The organism is Pseudomonas sp. RT4P38 (assembly GCF_054897765.1).
Window position 1 is genome coordinate 3,530,987 of the sequence record NZ_CM142703.1, and the last position, 21,517, is coordinate 3,552,503.

The window sequence follows — 21,517 nt, forward strand, 5'->3', positions numbered from 1 at the left end:
CAGTGCAAACTATTTGATCTAATGTACGTGGCGAAAAATTATAAAGATAACTTTTCCGCTCGCCTATTGTGTATTGATCAATACGAATGGGTCGTGCGCCAAGGACATATAAGTGAACATTACTTTTGTTGTTTCGGGGCATGAGCAAAACACATCCGGTACTGGCGCACCGTTGCATTTGCCCGCCGGGCTGACGGAAGGCGCGGTGAAATATTCGGTTCAGGTAGCAGTACGTCGTGGTACTGGTAGCGAATTATCGCTCGACGTAGACCCGGACAAAGATGTAATGGCCGTGCATGTCGCCAACGGTCCCGTGCTGATTCTTAACCCGCAGACCGCGCGCGAACTGTTTCTGGCGCAGCAGAACGCGGCATCCCGAAGCGCACAGGGCGGTGACAGCGTACGCATACCCGCGCAATTGGTGTGGGATGGACTTTCCGAAACTCAGGGGCAGACCCGTGGCCCTTCACGCGGTCCGATTGGCAAGGTGCTGGTGAAGTTGATCCAGATTGTCACCGGTGTCGGTAAGGACAACGTCGCGGATGCCGCCGCCACGCTCGCCTCGAATAAGGTCGACAGCCAGGTTGACCCTGGTCTCTACCGGCTCAACGACAGGGTCCTCGACTCACTCAAGGGCAGAACGCAGGCCGCCGATATTGTCATCGACGGCAAGCCGTTGCTGGTGTTGCTGCATGGTACCTTCTCCAACACTCAGGGCACATTCGGCAAGCTTTGGACCGACCATCCGGCCAAGGTCAAGCGTCTGTTTGGCACCTACAGCGGTGTCTATGCACTGGACCATCCAACCTTGACCGTCAGCCCAATTCAGAACGCCATGGAATTGGCTAACGCGCTGCCCGAGGGGGCGGTGCTTCATTTGCTTTCGCATTCGCGGGGTGGGTTGATCGGCGAGGTGCTGGCGAAAGTTTGCAGCGGCGGTTCAGGCCTGTTGCAAAGTTTCGAAGACCTGGCCAAGGGTGATGACTACAAAGACCAGCGCGAAGATCTGCAACAGTTGATCAAGCTGGTCGAAAACAAGCATCTGAAGGTCACGCGTTTCCTGCGGGTTGCCTGCCCAGCACGCGGTACGCTACTGGCGTCGAACAGACTGGATGCCTACCTTTCGGTGCTCAAATGGAGCATGGAGTTGAGCGGTCTGCCAGTGGTGCCCCAGCTTATCGATTTAATGGCCGAAGTGGCGCGACGCCGTAGCGACCCGTTGCTTATGCCCGGCCTGGCCGCACAGATGCCCAACAGCCCATTGGTCCAGTGGCTGCACCTGATTCGCACGCCCGTCGATAGTGAGTTGCGGGTCATCGCCGGTGATATGGAAGGAGATTCGGTGGTCAGTTGGCTCAAGACCCTGCTCGCCGACACGTATTTCTGGACCGACAACGACCTGGTGGTGCAAACCAGTTCAATGTACGGCGGTGCACCCAGAGCGAGGTCAGAAAAATTTTTGCTCAATCAAGGCGGCGCTGTTTCGCACTTTTCCTATTTCAGTAACGAGCGCACCGCGACTGCCATTGTCGAGGGCTTGACCCTGGATGAGCCCAAGGATTTTCGAACCATCGGGCCATTGTCTTGGCAAGGTCGCGATGCCGGTGGCAGTCGTGGCGGGGGCAGTGACAAACCATCTGCGCTGAAGCCAGCGGTATTCGTGCTGCCAGGCATTTTGGGCAGCAACCTCAAGGTTGGCGATCGACGCATTTGGTTAGGCCCTTGGTTGATCAATGGCCTTGACGAATTGAGCTACAAGGAGGAGGGGCACGACGACGTAGAACCTGATGGCGCGGTCGGCCTGGTCTACGACAAGCTGATCGATTACCTCGAGGCGACCCACGAGGTGATCGAGTTCGCTTACGATTGGCGTCTGCCGATGGAACGGGAGGCTCAGCGTCTCGGGGACGCCGTGGAAAACGCCCTCGACGCCAGGTCCAAGACTCGGCAACCAGTCAGGATACTGGCGCACTCCATGGGCGGCTTGCTGGCGCGGACGATGCTGCTCGTGTGCCCGCGAGTGTGGGAGCGGATGATGGCCGACCCACAAGCACGTTTGTTGATGCTTGGCACACCCAATGGCGGGTCCTGGGCGCCGATGCAGGTCTTGTCTGGGGACGACTCGTTCGGCAATAGCCTGGCATTCGCCGGGGCACCGTTTTCGCCGCAAAACTCCCGGGCATTGATGGCCACGTTGCCGGGATTTATCCAGCTACAGGCCAACTTACTCGATCCAGTGTTAAACCTGGCCGATCCCACGGTTTGGGCGGATCTGGCTGAAAGGGATCGTCAGTGGCTTAAAGAGCACAGCCTCTGGCACAAGCTGCGTATCCAGCGAGACTACTACGATTGGGGCGTTCCCAGCGCTGAAGTGCTGAAGGCCGCGACAGGGTTGCGCAAGGCGCTGGATGCTCAGGACCTGAGCCCCTGGCAGGGCAAATTGTCGATGGTGGTGGGCGAAGCGGAATTCACCCCCGATGGTTATGCGGTCAGTGCTGAAAAGGGCTTCAATTATCTGGATGCGGTGGGCGGCGGCGATGGCCGCGTGACCTTGCGCAGTGCTCTGCTGCCTGGTGTGCAGACCTATCGGTTGGGCTGCGCACACGGTGACTTGCCCAAACAGAATGCGGCGTTTCCGGCATTTCTTTCGTTGTTGCAGACCGGCCGCACCACTGAGCTGAAGGAGCTGGGTGAGACGCCCAGTCGAGGAGGTTCCACACGCAGGTCGCTGGCGTACGTGACGAGCAGGCCGGTGCGGGACAACCGGATCACTCTGCCGATTAGTGTTTACGATGTATTCAGCCTTTACAGCCAGGCGATCATTCCAGCTGCGCGGGAGGAGTTGCCACCGCTGCCGGTGACGGTGATCAACTGTAACCTCAAGTTCACCCGCGATCCGCTGATAGTTGGCCACTACGCGAGCGCCGGCCTTACCGGCACCGAAAGGGTGGTTGATGAAATGGTCGGTGGGCTGCTTGGCGATGCGTTGAAGATGAGCCTCTATCCCTCGTATCCGTGCAGCAACCAGGTGTTCATGAACATCGCCGCTAATGGCGAAAATCCACTGCAACTGCCGCGTCCCGAAGCAGCCGTAGTAGTAGGCTTGGGGCAAGAGGGTAAGTTGAGCTCTAGCGACCTGGTGGAAACGGTGCGCCAAGGCGTTCTGGCCTGGGCCCAGCGCCTGGCCGAACAACACCGCGGGGCACCGATGCAGTTCGAGATCGCAGCGGCGCTGATCGGCAGCGGCGGGGCAGGCATGTCGCCGGGGCAGTCGGCGGCGTTGATTGCCCAAGGGGTGCGCGACGCGAACATTCGCCTCAAACAAAAGGAGTGGCCGACTGTCAGCCACCTGCACTTGACCGAACTGTACCTGGATCGCGCCACCGAAGCCTGGCGAGCAGTGCACGTGCTTGGCGAGTCACGACCGAAAGATTTCCTGGTGACGCCGACCATCAAGACCGGCACCGGCTGGCTGCGTAGACCGCTGGAGGGCGGCTACCGAAGCACTCGCTACGACTTCATTTCCGCCGTCACCCAATACGATGAAAATCAGCTGCCGATGATTGCCTATACCTTGGACACCCGGCGCGCCCGCGCCGAAGTTCGGGCTCAGTCGACGCAAGTGGCGTTGCTGCACGAGTTGGTCAGCGCCTCGTCGAACCTGTCCTCGGCCGGAAACACCATCGGACAGACCCTTTTCAAATTGCTGGTGCCACTCGAGATGGACGCCTACCTCGGTGGCACCACGGAAATGCAGATCGAACTGGACAGCTCCACCGCCGCGATCCCCTGGGAGCTGCTCAATACCGAGCGCGATCCGGACAGACCGACGGCGGAAGATCAGGAACCCTGGGCGATTCGCAGCAAACTGCTGCGCAAGCTGCGCACCGAGAACTATCGTGAACAGGTACTCGATGCCACCACCGACGCCTATGTGTTGATCATTGGCGAGCCGCTCACCGACGCCAAACGGTATCCGCGGCTGCCTGGTGCGCGCGCCGAAGCCCTTGCCATTACTCGCCTGATGGAAAACTACTTGCCGGCCGACAAAGTGCGCTCGTTGATATCCGAGGACACCGATCCCTGCCTTAAGGTCGATGCCTTGGCGGTGACCAGCGCCTTGCTGGCCCACGACTGGCGAATCGTGCACATCGCCGGCCACGGCGAGCCGCCGCTGTTCGAGGCGTTACCCGTGCCGGACATCGATGCGCCGACCATGGTCGGTGAAACCCAGGCCAAGATGCTGGACCCGCGCGGAATCGTATTGTCCAACAACATCTTTCTTGGTCCAAGGGAGATGAAGAGCATGCGCGTAGTGCCCGAGCTGGTGTTCATCAACTGTTGCTACCAGGGGGCGATCGACCCGTCCAGGTTGTTGAAGGTCGCGCATCTGAGTTACGACCGTACCCGTTTCGCCGCTACGGTGGCCGAGGAGCTGATTGCCATCGGGGTGCGTTGCGTTGTCGTCGCGGGCTGGGCGGTGGATGACAGTGTGGCCAGTCTCTTTGCAACCCAGTTCTATAACCAGGTGCTCAACGGCTATCGGTTCATCGATGCGGTGGCATCGGCGCGCCGGGAGGCCTGGCAGGCCGCCCCCGAAGGCTATACCTGGGCAGCCTTCCAGTGTTACGGCGATCCGGACTGGGTGTTCACGCGCACACCGGGAGATGCCAACCAGCCCGCGTTGGCTGCGGATCAGGGCTTCGACAGCATCGCATCGGCCCAGGCCTTGGTGCTGGCATTGGAAATCGCCATCGATGACAGCCGCTACAAGAAAGTACCGAAGGCGCAAGTCATCAATATGATCGAGATCCTGGAAAGCCGCTTCGCCCGCCTGTGGATCGAGATGGGAACAGTGTGCGAGGCGTTCGCCCAGGCCTGGGCCGAAGCTGGGGAAACCGAACGTGCGATCGACTGGTTCGAGCGCGCCATCAGCGCCAACGACGGCAGCGCCAGCCTCAAGGCCAGCGAACAGTTGGGCGATTTGCGGGCGCGCCGAGCCTGGCTGAACGTAAACGCAGCAGCCAAGGAGTCGCCGCAGGCATTGAATGCCGTGCTGAGCTCGGCCCGTAAGCAGATCCGTGGGGCGATCAATCTGCTGACTCGGGTGTGCAAAGTGCAGCCGACCCTGGGGCGCACCAGCCTTTGCGGAACGGCGTACAAGCGCCTGGCCTGGATCGAGGTGCTGGCCCACGACAAGCCCGCCGAGCACCTGGCCTTGCAGAAAATGGAAGAATATTTTGCCGAGGCTGAACGACGTGCCATCGCCAGCGACCCGGGCCGCGCTTACGAGCCCGCCCTGGAGCGTCTCGCCGCACAACTGTTCGTCATTGCATCAGCCCCCGTCAAGGCTGACATCCTGCGAGTCCAGGCGCAGCTCAAACCCTGGGTGGAAAGCAATCCCGATTTCGACAATGTGGCCGCGATGATTCGCGCCGGTCTGTATTTGGTACTGCTTAGCGGCACGCTGAAACTCAATGGCGCTCGGTTGCTCAACGAGTTCGCCGACCTGAAGCGGCGGGTGCCGGCCGTGCTGAGGTGGCGAGAAGTACAGATGCAGGCCGATTTTGTGTTGGACCGCTACAAGGCTAAGGCCAGTAAAGCGGAGAAGGAGGCAGTGACCGCGTTCAAGGAGAAGATGATGGATTGGGTTAAAGCGCAGGATTGAAGCGCCCAGGATAAGTAGACCACTACATTTTTTTTCACACGAAGGCAGCGGTGAACGCTGAAAGGAGCAATCATGACGGACCTTTGGCGTTACGCAGCGTTTATCAGTTATTCCAGCAAGGACGCTGCTTTCGCGAAACGCCTGCATCGGTCCCTCGAGAACTATCGTATTTCGCCCCAGCTTGGCTCGTTTGCCCTCAGCGGCGATTCGCGCGGCAAAAACCTGATGGCGAAGATGCGGTCGCCACGTCCCAATCTCTCATAGAAAAGGATCTCCTTGTTGACCCAGATACTTTTCGCAGAGTCAGGCGAGCAAATAACAATCAGCGCCCCAGATTCCCCAAGCGCCTTCTTAATGCCTTCTTAATGCCTTCTTCAAGGACGCCGCTGGGCAGCTCTTCGCGATCGAGGAAGCAGGGATAGATCATTGCCGGCGGCGAGCCTGGCGCTGCGGAGACTGGCAATGACGCAGCGGAGTGTTTTCCGCCAGCGCTGCGCACCGATGCGCGAATCCGGGCCGGCGAAGCGGCACCACTCGAGCTACTGGCAGACGATGCGCGACGCGGGTTCGATGGCTTCAGGGTGGTGTTTCTTTCAGCTACGAACTGGATGGAAAAGTCCTTGAGGTGGCTGTCACGCCGAGAATCGAATAGCGACCAGGGTTTGTCGAATCAGTTGGTTACTTAGGTGGCCCTCAGAAATGAGAATTTAGCAACGCTGGATAGGGGTTATAGCGGGGGTCGGCTCAATAGATGTGAGAAGCTTGGTCCATTAGTTTTGAGAATTAGCTGAAGCGTGTCGCCAGATTCGAAGTCGTCCGGCATGAGCAGGATCGGGCCCGCAACATTTTTCGCCAACCCTTTATTGTCAGCAGGTTGCTGGCCGGCTGGAGGGGCCAATGATGGAGTAATCTCGATGTCGCAAAAGCCGTTATCTTGTTTTTTTAGACCGGGTTTTTGGAGGGTTTAGTCTCTTCTCGCAACGATTTCAGGCCATTGGTAGCAGGGAGGGGCAGAACCCCTAAGACTTTAGCATTATAAAAATAATTTGCGCCTAGTTGTCTCTATTGAGATTCTGATAATTATTTGGCGAAACAAAAATATTTTGGCTTTTGATCTGGTACATGTTCTGCCTGATTTTTTTTAAATGCATTAATTTGCATGAGCGCACAGCGGATGTCTTCGAGCATGTCAGGCATTATTTGGGTGGGCAATCGGTGTATATCGTCAGCGCTCAGCGAAGCATAGTTCTGAAGTTGGCTAATAAGTGCCAAGGTCGAGGCACGAGGGAAAAATTTCGGTCCTGAAGTGAAACAATTTGTTTGTACTCTGGCTGCATCCATAAGTTTGACTAGCAGATAATCTGGTAAATCAAAAACTTCACATAGCTCATGTAGCAGAATGTATCGTTTAGCAAACTGCTCCGTTGAGGGGCGGTCAAGTACGCCGGATAAGAGTAATTGAAACCGCACCGTCGTTTCAAGATGTTTCAGCCAGCCTTGCCTGAGCAAGCCGCTGACCGCTGATAATGGGCATTTTAGCAGTGCGGCCACTTCATCCTCGGTAAGACCCTCTACATTAGCTGGGCATTGATCGACGTCTGAAGAGTATTCGGCGTTGATATCGCGGATAATTTCGCAACGTGGTGGACGAGTGTAATGCCAAGAAGACTGCCGTTCCATCCAACCGCGAACTATGCAGCTGTCGACCATTTTAATCAATAACTGCTCGTCCTCAAACATCGCCCGCCTTGCGTTATTGCGGTCTATTATGGCGAATCGACAGCAGTCATCCGGACATGACTGTTTATCGATACAAATCCGATTTAAAGCACGATCTGCGAGCCAAGCGATAGAAGCAGAACCGTAGTTGATCCACGGGGCCCTATGCAACGATTTAATAAACCCTGGGTACTTCGCCACCTGTGCCGCGACGGTGATATTAATGTGTTCGATGACCTCTAGGGGGAGGTCGCAGGATTTATGGTTTTCATCATTTCGGCGTGCGTCCCATAGAGACACGCAAAGCTTAGCAATAACGTGTTTGAACTGAGTATCTTCAACTAGCTGAGGCGACTGAAACGGATCAAACAAACCGGGTGTAAAATTGGCGACAGTTCGGTTGGCCGTCCTGCGTTCAAAATCACATTTGCAGTGAAACAGTTGGGCGTTGTACCAGTGCTCTGAGGTCCTGCAGTTTGGACATACGGAAATCAATTCCGTACCATGCAGCAGGCACATTCCAATATTGCGAATGTCGTGAAATATGGGCGATTGCGTTGACTCAATGCACTGCGAACAATAGTAAAAAGTGTTTGGGCAAGCTCCGCGCAGTAGAGATATATCGTCATATTTTATAAAGCTCGAATTATCCGCCGCAACATTGTAAAAAGCTTTGCGCAGGCCGTCGGCCAGTAATGGGGCTTCTTTGTCGACGGTCTTGAGCAATGGAGAGTTTTGACCGAGCACGTCGACCCATCGGCGCGGACTAATAGCAAAGTACGTGCACATATTCCTCACCGTACCGAATCCGTTGTAATGCGCCATACGCATCAACAAACTTTTGGGACCCTCGAACTCAGTCGGCTTTGGTAGGTAACAGAGCTCGTGCATATTTCCTTCTTAGCGCTGCAGTCAAGTCTCGACTAGAGAGACGGAATGGGTTGTGTGGTCGACAGAAATCGAGATCGTCTGCGGCGCGGGCGAAGTCTTCAAGGGTGAGCTTATTGTCCTCTCGCTCTAGTGCGAGAGTCAGACTGTCATTCAGGAGGATGTTTAGATGACGGAAGTTTCCGCCGGTGGCTAAGCAAATAGCCTTGAATAGCAGATCTTGAATGAGGGTAACTCGTTCAGTAAATTCTGCGAATTCAATGACTTTTTCATCAATCAACTGAATCACTTTGCGGAATTGGGCGGTCGCGGCCTCATCGGCAAGGTTGAAGTATCTCAAATGGGCGCGATAGGGATAACGATCACTGAGTTCTGAAATGGTGTCTATCAGCGTTTCAATCGTCGGCAATCCAGCGAGGACGATAGGTATGGTGGCCTGATTGAGGATTTGGTTTACCCACCGGCAGACCATTTTTTTTGTCGCAGTCGCGCCTTGATCAAGGATTCGATGAAATTCGTCCAGAATAATTAGTCGTACCTGCATGGTGATCAGACGCTGAAGGATGAGCCGATTTAGAGAAGCGCTGCCCATGTGTTCAAGGCGGCCACGGTCCTCCAGGCCAAGTTTCGTCAGCAGTTCTATAGCCAGCGTTTTGATAGTGGCATTGGGCGGCACTTCGACAAGCAGACAGTGCTTTGTGAAAACATGGCTGCACCCAGCTTCGTGTTCCGTATCAATATTGAGTTCCGCCTCAATCCGTTTGCACAACGTGGACTTGCCAACCCCGGTGTCACCGGTCAGCATCATCGACGCGGCAGCTTGACGATCCCTGGTCGTGCTCATGCTTTTTCGTGCCAGTTGATGAGCCCGGGAAAAGCTTGGGTGCCACACCACGCACTGCTCGAGCGCCTTAAGCACCAAGGTTTGGCGTTCCGGATTCGTGCTCATGCTCCATCCACCCGCCAGGGCCCGGTGATGTCCTCATCCCAAGGTTCTTCGAAAGCGGTCGGCTCAAAACAGGGGGACGCCGCGTCGGGGCTTTCCTGCTTGTGACGAATAAGCTTGGGCTTATTCGCCATAAACGTATCGTGAGCCACGCTCATGCGTTGTCGCAGATGCAGTAAGGCGAGGTGTGCAACACCATCATCGAATTCTTTACCGTCTGCAGCAAGCTTGGCTTGGACTTGTCGATGCTCGGAGAGCGTCAGACCCTCCTGGTAAATTCTCTTGGTGCCGCTGGCGGGTACCAGATCGCGTGGTGAATCGGGCGCCGCAACCCAGATCACCCCAAGGTCAGATGGATCGTAGTAGCAGATCGCGTTTTGGTTCTTGTGAAGCTTGGCCTTCACTGTCCCAAGCCCGGGTCCGGTCCACGTCAGGCTGAAAAAAGCGGCGCGGTTGCCACTGAGTGCGGAGTATTCGACACCGCGAAACAACTGGTTGAGCGTTTCAGACGAAAACTTTCTCGGTGGCAACTGGTTCTGAATTGCGCGTTCCCAAGCCACCCGGGGCGGCATATGCAGCGTCCCATGTTTGGTATTGTGGTAGACGTCCTCAAGCCACTCGCGAAAATAGTCCACCAGATTCTCTATCGTGTAACAGGCGTGGCGCGCTGAGTCGTAATCGCGGCACGCCTCCGGATTTGAGAAGGTTGTGCCGTACTGCTCATGTACCCAGGCCGCGAATGTCCTAAATAAACGCTCAATACGTGCGCGAGTGTTGGGGCTTTTGGGCGGTGGCAACGTCCACTTAATGCCCAAGCGATCAAGAACGGTGGCAACCATGCTGTTTTGATTTTCAGGTCCTCCGTCGCTGACCAGAAGTATCATTGCTCCTCGCTGATACTCCTCTCCGGGGACGGCCTCGACCGCCATGCGAAGCGTTTTTAACGTTTTTTCCGCACATGGGTACGTCAACGAAAGGTCCCAGCCGATGACCATTTCCGAGTGAAGGTCAAAGATAACGGAAAGGTGGGCAATCTTGCCAAGTACGTTGTGCTGCTTATCAACAACACTCATATCGACGGGGTACGAATCAATCTCACAGACCTCCAGTGGCGCACTGGGCCGATCCTGTTCACCGCTAAACTGATGCCTTTTGTAGGCAGCTTCGGCCCCTAGGTGCGCACGATCCGAGTGGTAACCGCTGCGTTTGGCGATGGCGCGCACCACGGTTGAGCGGCAGGGTCGGCGCAGTAACGGTTGCAGGGCTGCCGCGCGTTGTCGATTGAGCTGTAACACGTGACCGTCCAGCAATTGATAGACACGTTGGATGGTAATGCGTTCGTCACGCTTCATGTATTCCTCGTCGACGAGCTCTTTGAGCTTGGCCTGAATCTCCGCCGCGAGCTGGCGACCGCGGGGCATCGTGCTCGGTCGTTTGTACAGAGAAAATTCGTCGCTGCCGTTAGCTCGAAAACGCGCGATCCAACGGCACAGCGTCGAGTAGCCGGGAGGATGGAGATCCTGGGTTTCGCCCGCTATCCGCTGGATGATGGCTTTAGTGGCCTTCTCGGGTAGGTGGTTGTGCAGTTCGCTCAGCGCTGTGCGGATGTAGCGAAACTTGCGTTTAGCGTCGATTACCTTGGGATCGTCGGGAAACAGAAAAGCGATGGCGCTGGATCCACCCCCCGGCTTATCGGCGAACAAGGTGATGTTGCGACGCTTGAGATCGCTTATGAACGAGCCGAAGGCAATGTTTATAACGCGCAGGTGCGTGAGCGTCGATAGGGTGACCAGCTCGTCGTCGATCTCTATCACTTCATAAACGATGCCGTCGATCAGGTACTGAGCGCCGGTTACCGGCAACGGTAGTTCCTTATACACTGCCTTCACCCGTGTGCAGACCTTGGATGATCAGGTCCGGGTTTAGTGCCTGACTCAGATCCGCCAGAAGTCTCCCTGAAAATAAGCAGCTACAGAGTGCCGCGAGTGAGGACGGTGGGAGGGCGTTCAATACCTCTCTGACGGTCGCAGGCCAAACCAGCGCGGGCAAAATCTGTATGCAAACCGCGTACTCTTCAGGGGTGCTGTCCAAGCTGCGCAGGTACAGCTTCTGCAGTGTGGCAAAGCTCGGCGTGTGGACGGTTTCATCAGCTATACGGGAAAATTGCCAGCCCTGCTCACGACACAACGCATCAAAGGCGAGCAAGGTTTCGCCCTGCGGCGCAGTCATGCTGGTGAAGTTCGCCTGCACGGTGCAATAGCACCCGCCGCCGTCGTCGTTCTCCACCAGAAAATGGGGGGCATAGCGAAATTTTTTCGTACCTTCCGTCCACTTGAACACATGGGGCTGCGCCCAATATCGCTGAACGTGCGCGTCATGTTCCAGGCGTACGCAAAAGTCAGCCTGCAAACGAGTCCCGCAGCGAAGCGAACGTCGGTTCTTTTGAGAAGGAAAGGTTGTTGAAAAATTGCGATGACCTGCCTTCGGCCAAGAGAAAGCGGGAATCGGATCACACGGCATGCTGTTAATACTGGCCAACATTTCCGACCTCCTTAGGTGTCGAAGAGCCTGGGGCCTGCAGTGTTTATATTATTTAACGTCTAGTTCTAAAAATCTAACCGACTCCGATTACGTACTACGACGTAACAATCGCTCTGACTCGGCTGTTTCAGAGTCACTAAAAGTTTTCGCATTGACCACACCTCGGGTAACGGCTTGGCAACCGTGAGCAAAAATCGCCAGTTAGGTCCATTATTTAGCGGGGCAATGATGGCACCTGGGAGGAGCTCATCTGATGTCGGACAACAAGTCTGTTGGTCAACTACGGGCGATTTTCTTTGGCCAAACGCTCGCCGAGGCGGCTGGGTTTGCCGCCACGGGACCTGCGATTGCGCGTTGGGGAGACACGTGGTGGGCGACGCGCAAGGGACTTCCGATTCCCGATTCGTGTAATCACAAATGGCCTGACTATCTCACTGGCCGATTGCCCCGAAACCCGCTGCGCGCAGCCCTCATTGAGGACTTTCCCATCTTGCAAACGGTACTGGACGATCCGCTCTGGCCTCTACTGCAACGCCTGGTTCATCCGCTGGAGGACACAGGCTGCTGGGCCACACAATTACGCCTCAATCGACGCCCATTGCGGTACTTCTCCGTTGCGCGCCTGCAACGGCTTTGCGAAGTGCCGGATTGGCGACGTCTGGCAAGCCTTCTTGCGCTGATGGGCAGCGAACGTCTGTATGACGCCCGCTCGCGCTCATGGCTGCGTGTCGTATTTGCTCGTTACGTGCTCTGTGCTTGTTTGGATCTGCCCGCACAGACTGATCCGCTCGGCGTATACGGTGTCTTGCAAGAGGCGAACCGTCTGGACAAGTTTGGGCCTCTCAGAGCCTGGCCGAGCTCTCCCGAAGACTTTCAGCACAGGCTGCGCCGTTTCAAAAGGATCAGGCAGCGCTTGCAAGCCAGAGGCTGGATTCTTGGATGGGGGCTCAGGGAGCGTCTGCTGTTTTGGCATTTACTTTGGAACCGGGCGGTGTTGTTGCGGTTGCTTACCAGTGCCGCCCCAACTGTCGATTTGGCGAGAGGTGACCTCATCAGGCACTTGCGCCATCGGTTTCGCCAAGCCCAGCGCGATCGTGTCAGCTTTGCGCAGGCTGTGCCGGGGACATGGCGGTGGTGCGACCCCACGCGAGGTCGCACGCTACCTTTCCCTTGGGTAATACCTTGGTCGTGAGCCAATCTAGAGGTGTAGGAGAGCATCAGAAATGACGGTTGATTTGAGCGATGAAGAAATTTTCGCCGCGGCCGATGCGGTTCTGGCCAGCGGTCGCAATGCCACCACCGCGCGCGTGCGCGCACAGTTGGGCCGCGGAAGTCCACAACGTAGTGGCGCGCTTTTGGATCGATGGTGGGCGCAACTGCTCGATCGGCTGCACAGGAATACGCTACCCGCGCCGATCAACCACGCCTTAGGCCTGCCCTGGGAGCAGGCGACGGCACAAGGACGCCAGGACGCGGAACAGACCTCCGCGCGCCAGCGACAAGCTTGGCTTGACGATCGCCGTGTGATGGAGAAAGCCTTCGCCAAGCAGCGTCAGGCGCTTGAGCAAAGCCTGACCAGGGAGCGACAGGCGTTCGCCGATCAACGTCAACGTTTATTGAGCAGAACACGCGGTGGCGCGAACGTCTGTAGCAGTCACGCGAAACCGCCAAGGACGCCAAAGTTGCTGTGCGTGTTGCGCATAATCATCTGGATAAAGCGCAGCGGCAGCTGGCAGTTGCCCAGGCATTCAACGCGCGGGACCGTCGATATGATCACGAGCAAGCGTTGGAGTTACACGCGATGAAACTAGAACTGGTTAGTCGCCCCTATTGGTCGCAGATCCTTCGGCAATCGCCGGATCCGCACCAGATGGCGCCGGGGGTAACCTTTGGCGAGACTTTATGCCGCTGTTGGAAGAGACGCAGTGCATTTTCGGACCACGGTTCGATGAGCTGCGCCGCCTGTTAAGTGCCGAGTGCACAGAGCAAGGTTTCGCGTTCAGTAAAACCGAGCGAGACCGATGCCTCGCGCAGTTGCTGGTTGACCTGCATCTACTCGAGGAGCTTCGGCAGCAGGCAACGGTTTACCGGCGCACGGTCGATGATCTTTGTTTTGACTTTATGCCTTTATTCTTGGAGATGAGGCAAAAGTTAGGGGCTGACGTACCTCTGCTGTATTCAACGCGGTAGCATCAACACCGCGATGGTGGCGCGGCTCACGGGTTCGCAGGGCCCGCTGAGGCACAGGGTGACCCAGCGATGACTCGGGCTTTCTTGACCACGCGTGAAGACGCTGGCCCAGCGTACTGCCGACTCGGTGCCAGGTCTCATCCGCCATCGCTGGCGGATCACACACGGCGTGGGGGCGGAGCAACGTCTTCCTCCTCCAGCAATCGTATGGCCCGGCTGGACAACAGGGAGCCGGCTTGGAAATAGCCCATGACGGTATTGACGCTACGGTGTTCGGTCATGGCCATGACTTCGCCCAGGGGGACTCCCTGGCGTCCCGCTTCGGTCACAAAACCGGAACGCAAACTGTGCGCCGCCCAATCCCCGGTCAGGCCCGCCAGCGTCGCCCGACGCTTGATCATCCGGGCTACCGCATCCCCTGACAGGGCGGTCTCCGTCACCTGGTCATACTTGCGCAGCCGGCGGAAGATCGGCCCGCCAGGGCAGGGCGCGGCCGTGAGCCAGGCGTCGAGGGCGCGCGCCGCGTCACCGCGCAACGGCTTTTCGCGAACCTGACCGCTGGTCTCGGTTTTCGTGGCCCCGAGTGCATACAGCCAGGTTTCCTCATCCAGCCGACGTAAGTCTTCCATTCTTAACGCCACCACCTCCGACCGGCGCCGCCCGCCCCCGCTCCAGGCAAGCAACAGCAAGGCTTTGTCACGAAGGCCGCGCAACCCATCGGTGCAGGTCTCCAGCAGCGCCTGCAGGGGCTCGCGGGTGAGGGCGGTTTTCTTACGGACTCGGATGCCTTGACGAACCTGCGCCTTGCCCGCTTCTCGGAGCAAGGTGGCGACTGCGGGCGCGGCGCAGGGGTTGTCCCAGTGCTTGAGCTTGTGCCATTTGGCCAGGACGGCCAGGCGGTGACTGACGGTGCTGAAGGCCAAGGGGCCGGGCTTGCCTTTGACCCGGGCCTTGCACAGGGCCAGGTCGATCTCGACGGGCAACAGGTGGTGCCAGGTCCCATCAGTGACGGGGCATGCCAAGTGGTCGACGATGAATTGCACCACGACCGGCACAGGGAGGGCGTCATCTCCCAGCACCCGGCCGTAGCGCAGCTGCAGCCACGCTTGCCAGTAATTTAGGGCGCTGCGGTAACTGCGTACCGTGTTGGCCGCGGTACCGGCGGCGATAAAAGCCGCAGCGGCCGCCTGCGTGCTGCAGGCCAGCACGGACGGGTCTAAATGCGTTTTTGTCGCTATAATCGGTAGGGTCGTTTTATTTAATACGTTCACCGTATTTTCCTATTGGTGTTAGATCGGATAACATTCTATTATCAGACCTAATATAGCGGGAGATGAACCATGGCAGTAGGAGTGCCGGAAAACGAGGTGTTTGCCGCAGCGGATGCGGTGCTGGCCCGCGGCGAGCGCCCGACCGTGGAGCGGGTGCGCCAGGAACTGGGGCGCGGCAGCCCGGCGCGGGTTGGCGGGCTGCTGGATCAATGGTGGGCGCGCCTCGCGGAACGTTTAAGCGGCGAGACCCGTCTGCCGACACTACCCGGCGAGGTGTCACAGGCCTTCGTTGCGGTGTGGCAACAGGCAATCCTTATGGCGCAAGGCGTCGCCGAACAAGGGTTGGTGGGTCAACGCCAGGCGTTGATCGCAGAACGCGAGCGAGTCGCCGAGATTGAGGATCAGGCGCGTCAGGATGCGGCGCAATATCGCCAGCAAGCAGCTGAGGCGGTGGCTGGGCGCCAAGCCGCCGAGGCGCGACTGGCTGACCTCGAGTTGCTGCTGGCGCAGCGTCAGATGCAAATCGAGGACCTGCAACAACAGCGCGAAATTCTGCTGTGCGAGCGCGGTGATGCTCGGCAACAGAATCAGACATTACAGCTGGAACTACAGGCGCTGCAGCTCAAGACCGAGCAGGAGCGCGTCGCGCAGGAGAGCTACTTGCGCGGCGTCGAGGATCGCGCGCACCGTGAGATCGACCGCACGCGGGAGGAGGGCAAGGTGATGTCGATCCAGCTCAAGGAGACCGGACGGCGAATTGAGCAACTGCAACGGCGACTAGAATCGAACCAAACCGAGCTCAACCAAACGCTGCAACGCGCCGCGGCGCAGCAGGCTCGTGCCGATACGTTGGAACAGCAATTGACGCAGCTACGCCAGACTGCCGTGACTAAGCGCAAGCCAAGGTCCCGTAAGCCCGCATCGACAATGTCCAATCCCTGAGGGAGAAGTCGGCATCCGCACGGCGATACACCGTAAGTCGATGTAATAGATTGCACGCTCGTCATCAAGGGCTGCTATCGGCCCAGCGTGTGTAAAAACGCTTCACCAAAATTGAAGTGTGCGCGTCTACGTTAAATCTGAAATTTATCGGCACGTCAGCAGATGTGGATTTCGCGTAGAAGCGCGATTTTCAGTCCGGTTTTGAGTACCTGCCGCGCTCAAAAACGTTTTTACACAGCCTCGGCCAGAAGCGGCCGTCGGTTGAGCTAACCGTATTAGGACCGCATCTAGGTTGAACAGCCGGCAGGAAAGGCGGGGCGATTCAAAAGCAGGAGAATGGATTTAATCTAACGCATGGCCTATTGGCCGGAAAAACTGTGACGCTGAGCTTTACTTCTCGTGGGGGCCGTCCACCTAATATGATCAGAATCGGTTCTCGACACGAATATTTGGAGTTTGTCGCGATGGATCGCATGGCATGTAAATCGGGGCTACTTGGTTCCGGTGACCCGCCAGGATGATAGTGCCACTCACCGACGTAGTGAAAACCTTCATCCCAGCGCGCGGCGAGCAATTCTTTCAGGCCGATGATTCCGCGTTGAAAGGTTACTGAGCTGCTGATCGAGTCCTTGGGGTGTGACGTAATCTCCGAGACCAGGGCAATGCTCCCGTCGCTACTGTAATTACCTATCAGGATGCCGCCTGTTTCGTGTGCTCCTGCCCGGGTGCAGTCACTCACCATCTTGCTCAAGACTGCAACCTCAAGGGTCACAGTGTATGGAGCACTAGGGCTCGAAAATGACAGTGGACCGGAGTCGTTCATTTTGCGCGCTCGACTGTGCCGTCCGACATCTGCCGGAAATACTCATAGCGCCGTCCTGGACTCAAAACTGCCCTACGGATGAATTTGCTACCAACCGCTCCCCATAGCTGAACATCATCAGCAGTCGCAGGGAATACCGCATGCCAGCATCCAATGCCTTCAATCTGTGCGCCTAACTCGTTGAGTGGCGGGGTAGGAGAGGCCGCAAATTGGGATTTGGCATCTACGGCCGGAAAACTTGATTCGGAAGCCGCATATGCGAAAAGGCCTTCCGCTCGCCATGTCATTGCTAGGCTCACAAAGAGCTTTTCACTTTTCCAGTCGAACGAAGCCAGAGCATCCAATACTTCATCGGCACCCGTGCAGTCGACTATCACGTCATAGCTTCTGACTGCTTGTTTTAGCTGTTCGTTGTGGGGCGGAAACACAGTATCAAACGCCCTGGCCTTTGCATCGGGCATGCATTCGTTGAGGTGCGCAGCAAGAGCCTTGGCCTTCTTGTGTCCCACAGCCTGCATTGAGAGTGTATGGCGACTGAGATTGCCCATCATCACCCAGTCATAATCCAGAATGCCCAGTTCGCAAACGCCCATGCGGAGGAGGTTCTCCGCGACTGAGCTTCCGAGGGAACCTGCACCTATCAGCAGAATTCGGCTCCCGCACATCTCATTCTCGGCAGCCCCCCTAGTTCGCAGTTGGTCGGAGGCCCAGTTGGCTGTTCGCTGCCACTTCAAGGGTTCTTTGGACGTAGCAATCTCAGCATCCCAGCTGCGATGGTTGTGCTCGCAGGACCTGAAACCCTTTCGCCGCGCTGTCTTGTTGGCGAGTGAGGGGGATCTAATCGCGAGCCAGTGCAATCGGGATGGTGCTGACCCGACCTGCTCCGCGATCGGGAATCCGAGAAATAGTACCCAGGGAGGGGCTCTCCGAAGACTTCGCCTAACCGCGCTCCCCATTTCAACGAGTATTTTTTCAAGATTGATGTGGTTAGCTGCTAGCCGTTCGTTCAGCTCCAGCCAAGATGTAGGCGCTTGCCAGGGGCGCGTGACTGGAATCTCAGGTAAGACAAGCCATACGGCATCGGATGTACGTCCTTTGCCCAGCATCGAAGGCGACCATTCAATGGTCTTGATGATTTCGCCATCGGGCAGTTGGAATGCCGTTACGACACGGGTGCTATCGGCCCCTCGCAACGGGCTCGTGCTTGCGTACCCCCAGCTCCCATGATGAGGCATCCACTGCGAAAGGTCGCCGGCGATTTCTCGAAATCCCAACAGGGGAAAAAGGGATTGCCCGGCTAATGCCGGCAGTTCTAGTGGGTCTCCCTCAACGCTAAGGGAATCGCTTGCTGCCGCGTCAATCCAGTCCAACAAACGCTGCTGCAACCAAAGCAAGCGTTCGGCCAAGTTGCGAGGTTCGTTCGACCAACTAGTACGATTGAAAACGCCGATGGGTTTTTCCAAGCATGGTTTGCCGAGCCTCCAATGACGCGGTGGATGCGCTTCGCCGTTGTAATCCTGATGAGGGAATGTAGCGGTGATGCCGTTAGTAGCATCCGGATAAACGTGAGCTTTCTCCCCACCGGGAGTTGTCCAGACCACCAGGTGCCAGATCGATTCGTTTGGCACAAAGTCGGTCGCCGGTACGGAAAGACGTGCGGAAAACCGTAGCGACCATTCTCCTTCGGAATGCAACTCCCAGCTGCTGTCTGTGCGGGTGCGTGCATCGCTGTTGATGGCATCGACAACAGACAACAGAACGTGGGGCGTTATCGCTTGAAGGGCAGTCAAGCGAACCGCTCAGTCTTGTTTGGCTGGGCAGAGTGGGTCGGTGCGGTAAAGCCGCCATTCGACCTGTCACCACCTTTTGGGCCGGGCAGCGGGAACTTGCTCCCCAACAAGTCTTTCCACAACTGACCGCTTTCCTGGGCATCTGTGCAGTCGAGCGCTTTCCTAGCCAGCTTGGCTGCTTCGCATACTGCCGCGTAGAAGGCCTTGAAGTCCTCTACCGGCAAGCGCGCGAGAACGTTGTGCTCTGGAACTCCATGGTCGGCAAGTGTTGGGACTACATTGAGCAGGTCATAGTAGGACCAGGTATCCTTGAAGCTCTCCAAGGCTTGAACCAGGCCCGTTGCCATAGAAGTGGTACCGTCCGCCAAGACATGCCCAATCATGTGCTCCAGTGGGTAGCCTTTCGGGTACTTGGGAAGACGGTCAGCATTTTCTTGGCGCCACCACTTTATTGCCCGCACAAGGTTCACGTAGTGGCCGTTGCACGTTCGATTTTTTGCTGCCGTCCATTGGATCTGTGCGAGTGGGTGAGTGCGTCCCCACTTGCCGGCATCCCGATCAGGAAGAAACAGTGGGTGAGGCTTCCACTCCTCCTGAGGGGCATCCTGATAAAGCGTCACGTTGCCGAGCAGGCCACTAGGTGGTGTCCAACTGCGGTTCAGTCGCCAGCTGGTCTCTTCTTCGAGCGAGTTAGTGGTCAACACCGACTGCGACCGGTAGAGCTGTTCCAAGAGACTGCGACTTGAACCGTCGGTGGGCAGAGCTGTGATTACCAGGTCGAGATCCACATAGGAAAGTTCAATTCCAAATGAGCGCCCCTGGGGTCGCCATTTTCCTTTGTAGTACCGCTCAAGAAATGGCTCGAAGAGGTCCATGGCCTCTTTCGGTGTCAGTCGGTTGTAGTCCAGATTCGTCACCACCACGACATCGACATCTGGGCGTTTCTCTCCCAAGGGGCGGATGGCTGTTGACCTGCGAACACTGCCTTGTAGGAAGGTGGCTACGACGATGTCCTTGAGTTTTTCATCGGACTCGAGCCGACTCCGCAAGGTCTTCGACCCGACTTTCCAATCTTCCTGCTGCGAGGTCGTTGGCCGAATTCCGGCAAGGAACTCCGCGAATTGAGGTTTGAGTTCCATGTCATTGAACCTTGAAGGTGGAGTGGTAGCTACCGTCGACGCGGCGGTTAAAGTCGAATTCGTAGAAGACGCATGGGCCCATGGCTTCAACGTGTTGCCCCACGAAAAAGTTGACCGCATTCGGCGCCGCGCTGAACACATGGATTTGAGCGCCGAATGGAACCCGAGCCTTGGCCACTGCCTTGGCAACGTCGTCCGCCAAGCGGGCGGCATGGGCTCCTCCAGCTACAGCGTTTTGGCCTGGCCCTTCTGCAGGAGTAATGTGCAAAATCTTGCCTATCGTCGGCTGTTTGGCAACGTATTCCCGCACATCGTCCAAAGCGTCTCGAGAGATGCTCAGCGCGAGCGCAATGTCTGGACCAGCATGGAGCTGCTCAACAGTGACACTGGCCGCGCACTTGTCTTTGCCGTCATCTACCCGCCAAACGGATGTCCCTGAGCGCCCCTTCTGAACGAGCTCAACCTCCATGCCGGATTTCAACCCGAGGCATCGCCCTGCCAGGAATGCGATAGAGGTATGAACGTCCAGAAAGAGTCGAATACGGCGTTCCGCTTGCTTTATTCGCACCAGGAACGACTCAACCGCTGGTTGAATTGCAGATGCCCAATCCTCGCCTGGTCTGAGGTGACGGCCGTCAAAGTGCTGCAAGAGTGAAAGAGTGTTCTCCGGTAGCGCATCTATTCGGTCGGTTGGGCCATCTGCAAACGAGCGAAGGGCTACGTTGAGGCGATTCTCAGGAGTATCGGAACGAACCCAACCTTCCTCTTTGCAAAGGGTTTCGAACTGCTCACGCGTAAACTGGTACAGGCCTTTACTCTTGAGAGACCTTGCAGCAGCATCGAAGCGGAATTCGGAACTGTCATGGCAGCTGATCAGGCCAACTACTCGGAAGCGAAGGTTCACTTCTTCACGAAGCTGAGTCAGGGATCGCTGCGCGGTAGCAATATGGAGTCCTTCCAGCACCTTCTTCAATTCGTCATCTGATGCGAGCTTAAGGTGTTCGCGCCACAGCTTGCGAACCTTGCCCATTTTGCTGGTGTCCGTCTTGCCAACCGAGAGCTTGTCCAGGCGCAGGGAATAGTCCACGGCCGAAATGATCTCACCCAGTGGATCGCCATCTTTAACGCTGTCGATTGTAACGAGGTGAAAAGCAGAGTTCTGAGGGGCGTTCTCTTTTGCCTGCTTCAATCTTTCCAGGAGAGACACCGATTCGGCGCCTATGAAGGCCGGGTCGATGAGATCTGCGTAGCCGAATCGACCTGCGCCTGTGACATGAAACTTGATCTGATGGTAGTCCACCGAGATGCGCGCGGGGCCAGTGCTCGCCCGCGGTGGGTCATAGCGAATAATCACGTCGTCGAAAGCTTTAGGGCCGTCAGCCTCGTAAGAGACCTCAATAACGTGCGACTGGTCCGGGTCCCTTAATGCGGAGGCATGAATCCAGAAGAAGCGAGCTTGATAGTCATGCCCGTGCCATCCAGCCAAAACCGCGTTTGCCATGCTCAATTCCTTATGTAGCTCAATGGCGAAAAGCTATCTCCTCTCCACGCTGGAATCAAGCCGGAACGATGGTTATGCGATCTCTTGATCGGCAGACAG

Annotated in this window: 14 protein-coding genes and 1 pseudogene; 5 read left to right on the forward strand and 10 right to left on the reverse strand. The window is 56.9% G+C overall.

The window, feature by feature from the left end; genetic code table 11:
* Positions 1–112: 112 nt before the first annotated feature.
* Together ACYZT7_RS16310 and ACYZT7_RS16315 are read left to right on the forward strand one after the other, a co-directional pair.
* Positions 113–5,668 (forward strand): CHAT domain-containing protein, encoded by a 5,556-nt coding sequence (locus ACYZT7_RS16310; RefSeq protein ID WP_462037381.1) that lies wholly within the window; start codon positions 113–115, stop codon positions 5,666–5,668.
* 72 nt (positions 5,669–5,740) lie between these two features.
* Entirely contained in the window at positions 5,741–5,932 is a 192-nt protein-coding gene (locus ACYZT7_RS16315; protein ID WP_462037382.1) for a hypothetical protein, read from the forward strand.
* A 17-nt stretch (positions 5,933–5,949) separates the two neighbouring features.
* Here the strand turns inward: ACYZT7_RS16315 and ACYZT7_RS16320 are convergent.
* The 5 genes and pseudogenes from ACYZT7_RS16320 to ACYZT7_RS16340 all read right to left on the reverse strand — a co-directional run.
* Positions 5,950–6,024: pseudogene (locus tag ACYZT7_RS16320) on the reverse strand (hypothetical protein); the annotation flags it as partial.
* Positions 6,025–6,748: 724 nt separating this feature from the next.
* Positions 6,749–8,218, reverse strand: a complete 1,470-nt coding sequence (locus tag ACYZT7_RS16325) for a hypothetical protein (protein WP_462037383.1) — start codon at positions 8,216–8,218, stop codon at positions 6,749–6,751.
* A gap of 25 nt (positions 8,219–8,243) precedes the next feature.
* Positions 8,244–9,224, reverse strand: coding sequence for a TniB family NTP-binding protein (locus ACYZT7_RS16330; RefSeq protein ID WP_462037384.1), 981 nt, complete (start codon positions 9,222–9,224; stop codon positions 8,244–8,246).
* Positions 9,221–11,083 (reverse strand): hypothetical protein, encoded by a 1,863-nt coding sequence (locus ACYZT7_RS16335; protein ID WP_462037385.1) that lies wholly within the window; start codon positions 11,081–11,083, stop codon positions 9,221–9,223. The genes ACYZT7_RS16330 and ACYZT7_RS16335 overlap by 4 nt, the downstream gene beginning before the upstream one ends.
* Before the next feature lie 10 nt (positions 11,084–11,093).
* Positions 11,094–11,762 (reverse strand): hypothetical protein, encoded by a 669-nt coding sequence (locus ACYZT7_RS16340; protein WP_462037386.1) that lies wholly within the window; start codon positions 11,760–11,762, stop codon positions 11,094–11,096.
* Positions 11,763–12,015: 253 nt separating this feature from the next.
* On the opposite strand from ACYZT7_RS16340, the gene ACYZT7_RS16345 reads away from it, so the two are divergent.
* Entirely contained in the window at positions 12,016–12,954 is a 939-nt protein-coding gene (locus tag ACYZT7_RS16345) for a hypothetical protein (protein ID WP_462037387.1), read from the forward strand.
* Positions 12,955–12,985: 31 nt separating this feature from the next.
* A complete protein-coding gene (locus tag ACYZT7_RS16350; protein WP_462037388.1) occupies positions 12,986–13,567 on the forward strand; it encodes a DNA-binding protein in 582 nt (193 codons plus the stop codon).
* 543 nt (positions 13,568–14,110) lie between these two features.
* Here the strand turns inward: ACYZT7_RS16350 and ACYZT7_RS16355 are convergent.
* Positions 14,111–15,223: a site-specific integrase gene (locus ACYZT7_RS16355; RefSeq protein ID WP_462037389.1), complete on the reverse strand. Its 1,113-nt coding sequence runs from the start codon at positions 15,221–15,223 to the stop codon at positions 14,111–14,113.
* Positions 15,224–15,292: 69 nt separating this feature from the next.
* Between ACYZT7_RS16355 and ACYZT7_RS16360 the strand changes: the two genes are divergently transcribed.
* Positions 15,293–16,165 (forward strand): DNA-binding protein, encoded by an 873-nt coding sequence (locus ACYZT7_RS16360; protein ID WP_462037390.1) that lies wholly within the window; start codon positions 15,293–15,295, stop codon positions 16,163–16,165.
* 322 nt (positions 16,166–16,487) lie between these two features.
* Here the strand turns inward: ACYZT7_RS16360 and ACYZT7_RS16365 are convergent, their stop codons facing one another.
* The 4 genes from ACYZT7_RS16365 to ACYZT7_RS16380 are packed head-to-tail and all read right to left on the reverse strand — an operon-like array spanning position 16,488 to position 21,418.
* Positions 16,488–16,988 carry a Mov34/MPN/PAD-1 family protein gene (locus ACYZT7_RS16365; protein ID WP_462037391.1) on the reverse strand — a complete coding sequence of 167 codons (501 nt, stop codon included), beginning with the start codon at positions 16,986–16,988 and terminating at the stop codon, positions 16,488–16,490.
* On the reverse strand, positions 16,985–18,778 hold the full coding sequence (locus tag ACYZT7_RS16370) for a ThiF family adenylyltransferase (protein ID WP_462037392.1): 1,794 nt from the start codon (positions 18,776–18,778) through the stop codon (positions 16,985–16,987). The genes ACYZT7_RS16365 and ACYZT7_RS16370 overlap by 4 nt, the downstream gene beginning before the upstream one ends.
* On the reverse strand, positions 18,775–19,917 hold the full coding sequence (locus ACYZT7_RS16375) for an SMODS domain-containing nucleotidyltransferase (protein WP_462037393.1): 1,143 nt from the start codon (positions 19,915–19,917) through the stop codon (positions 18,775–18,777). Before ACYZT7_RS16375 ends, ACYZT7_RS16370 begins: the two co-directional genes overlap by 4 nt.
* 1 nt (position 19,918) lies before the next feature.
* Positions 19,919–21,418, reverse strand: coding sequence for an SAVED domain-containing protein (locus ACYZT7_RS16380; protein ID WP_462037394.1), 1,500 nt, complete (start codon positions 21,416–21,418; stop codon positions 19,919–19,921).
* Between the last annotated feature and the right edge of the window lie 99 nt (positions 21,419–21,517).

Coding starts and splice junctions, on each gene's coding strand:
- ACYZT7_RS16315 (WP_462037382.1), top strand. CDS start 5,741: ATGACGGACCTTTGGCGTTACGCAGCGTTTATCAGTTATTCCAGCAAG.
- ACYZT7_RS16325 (WP_462037383.1), bottom strand. CDS start 8,218: ATGCGTATGGCGCATTACAACGGATTCGGTACGGTGAGGAATATGTGC.
- ACYZT7_RS16330 (WP_462037384.1), bottom strand. CDS start 9,224: ATGAGCACGAATCCGGAACGCCAAACCTTGGTGCTTAAGGCGCTCGAG.
- ACYZT7_RS16340 (WP_462037386.1), bottom strand. CDS start 11,762: ATGTTGGCCAGTATTAACAGCATGCCGTGTGATCCGATTCCCGCTTTC.
- ACYZT7_RS16345 (WP_462037387.1), top strand. CDS start 12,016: ATGTCGGACAACAAGTCTGTTGGTCAACTACGGGCGATTTTCTTTGGC.
- ACYZT7_RS16350 (WP_462037388.1), top strand. CDS start 12,986: ATGACGGTTGATTTGAGCGATGAAGAAATTTTCGCCGCGGCCGATGCG.
- ACYZT7_RS16360 (WP_462037390.1), top strand. CDS start 15,293: ATGGCAGTAGGAGTGCCGGAAAACGAGGTGTTTGCCGCAGCGGATGCG.
- ACYZT7_RS16365 (WP_462037391.1), bottom strand. CDS start 16,988: ATGAACGACTCCGGTCCACTGTCATTTTCGAGCCCTAGTGCTCCATAC.
- ACYZT7_RS16375 (WP_462037393.1), bottom strand. CDS start 19,917: ATGGAACTCAAACCTCAATTCGCGGAGTTCCTTGCCGGAATTCGGCCA.
- ACYZT7_RS16380 (WP_462037394.1), bottom strand. CDS start 21,418: ATGGCAAACGCGGTTTTGGCTGGATGGCACGGGCATGACTATCAAGCT.